This is a genomic window from Streptomyces sp. NPDC057697 (assembly GCF_042799335.1).
Classification (GTDB): Bacteria; Actinomycetota; Actinomycetes; order Streptomycetales; family Streptomycetaceae; genus Streptomyces.
The window spans coordinates 1,435-3,296 of sequence record NZ_JBHVJA010000037.1 but is presented as its reverse complement, the minus strand read 5'-3'; the positions used below and the strand labels follow the sequence as shown (position 1 = coordinate 3,296).

The following is a 1,862-nucleotide window of genomic DNA, read 5'->3' as shown; positions in this document are numbered from 1 at the left end:
AACACAGTGGACGCGAGCAACTGAGGACAAGCCCTCGGCCTATTAGTACCAGTCAGCTCCACCCGTTACCAGGCTTCCACATCTGGCCTATCAACCCAGTCGTCTACTGGGAGCCTTAACCCTTCAAGAGGGTGGGAATACTCATCTCGAAGCAGGCTTCCCGCTTAGATGCTTTCAGCGGTTATCCTTTCCGAACGTAGCCAACCAGCCATGCCCTTGGCAGAACAACTGGCACACCAGAGGTTCGTCCGTCCCGGTCCTCTCGTACTAGGGACAGCCCTTCTCAATATTCCTACGCGCACAGCGGATAGGGACCGAACTGTCTCACGACGTTCTAAACCCAGCTCGCGTACCGCTTTAATGGGCGAACAGCCCAACCCTTGGGACCGACTCCAGCCCCAGGATGCGACGAGCCGACATCGAGGTGCCAAACCATCCCGTCGATATGGACTCTTGGGGAAGATCAGCCTGTTATCCCCGGGGTACCTTTTATCCGTTGAGCGACAGCGCTTCCACAAGCCACTGCCGGATCACTAGTCCCGACTTTCGTCCCTGCTCGACCCGTCGGTCTCACAGTCAAGCTCCCTTGTGCACTTACACTCAACACCTGATTGCCAACCAGGCTGAGGGAACCTTTGGGCGCCTCCGTTACTCTTTAGGAGGCAACCGCCCCAGTTAAACTACCCATCAGACACTGTCCCTGATCCGGATCACGGACCCAGGTTAGACATCCAGCACGACCAGAGTGGTATTTCAACGACGACTCCACAACCACTGGCGTGGCCGCTTCAAAGTCTCCCACCTATCCTACACAAGCCGAACCGAACACCAATATCAAACTGTAGTAAAGGTCCCGGGGTCTTTCCGTCCTGCTGCGCGAAACGAGCATCTTTACTCGTAGTGCAATTTCACCGGGCCTATGGTTGAGACAGTCGAGAAGTCGTTACGCCATTCGTGCAGGTCGGAACTTACCCGACAAGGAATTTCGCTACCTTAGGATGGTTATAGTTACCACCGCCGTTTACTGGCGCTTAAGTTCTCAGCTTCGCCGACCCGAAAGTCAGCTAACCGGTCCCCTTAACGTTCCAGCACCGGGCAGGCGTCAGTCCGTATACATCGCCTTACGGCTTCGCACGGACCTGTGTTTTTAGTAAACAGTCGCTTCTCGCTGGTCTCTGCGGCCACCCCCAGCTCAAGCAGCAAGTGCTATCACCAGGAATGGCCCCCCTTCTCCCGAAGTTACGGGGGCATTTTGCCGAGTTCCTTAACCATAGTTCACCCGAACGCCTCGGTATTCTCTACCTGACCACCTGAGTCGGTTTAGGGTACGGGCCGCCATGAAACTCGCTAGAGGCTTTTCTCGACAGCATAGGATCATCCACTTCACCACAATCGGCTCGGCATCAGGTCTCAGACTTATATGCACGACGGATTTACCTACCGTGCGTCCTACACCCTTACCCCGGGACAACCACCGCCCGGGCTGGACTACCTTCCTGCGTCACCCCATCGCTTACCTACTACAAGTCTGGTTCATCGGCTCCACCACTACCCTCAACTCCGAAGAGATCGGGCCGGCTTCACGGACTTAGCATCGCCTGATTCAGTACTGGGCGTTTCAAAGCGGGTACCGGAATATCAACCGGTTGTCCATCGACTACGCCTGTCGGCCTCGCCTTAGGTCCCGACTTACCCTGGGCAGATCAGCTTGACCCAGGAACCCTTAGTCAATCGGCGCACACGTTTCTCACGTGTGTATCGCTACTCATGCCTGCATTCTCACTCGTGAACCGTCCACAACTCGCTTCCGCGGCTGCTTCACCCGGCACACGACGCTCCCCTACCCATCCGTACTCCCGTTG

1 rRNA gene (running past one end of the window) is annotated in these 1,862 nt (G+C 56.2%); it reads right to left on the bottom strand.

What is annotated here, in order from left to right:
* Positions 1–22 precede the first annotated feature (22 nt).
* Positions 23–1,862 (bottom strand): 23S ribosomal RNA (locus ACFVFH_RS35720) (it continues 1,384 nt past the right edge of the window).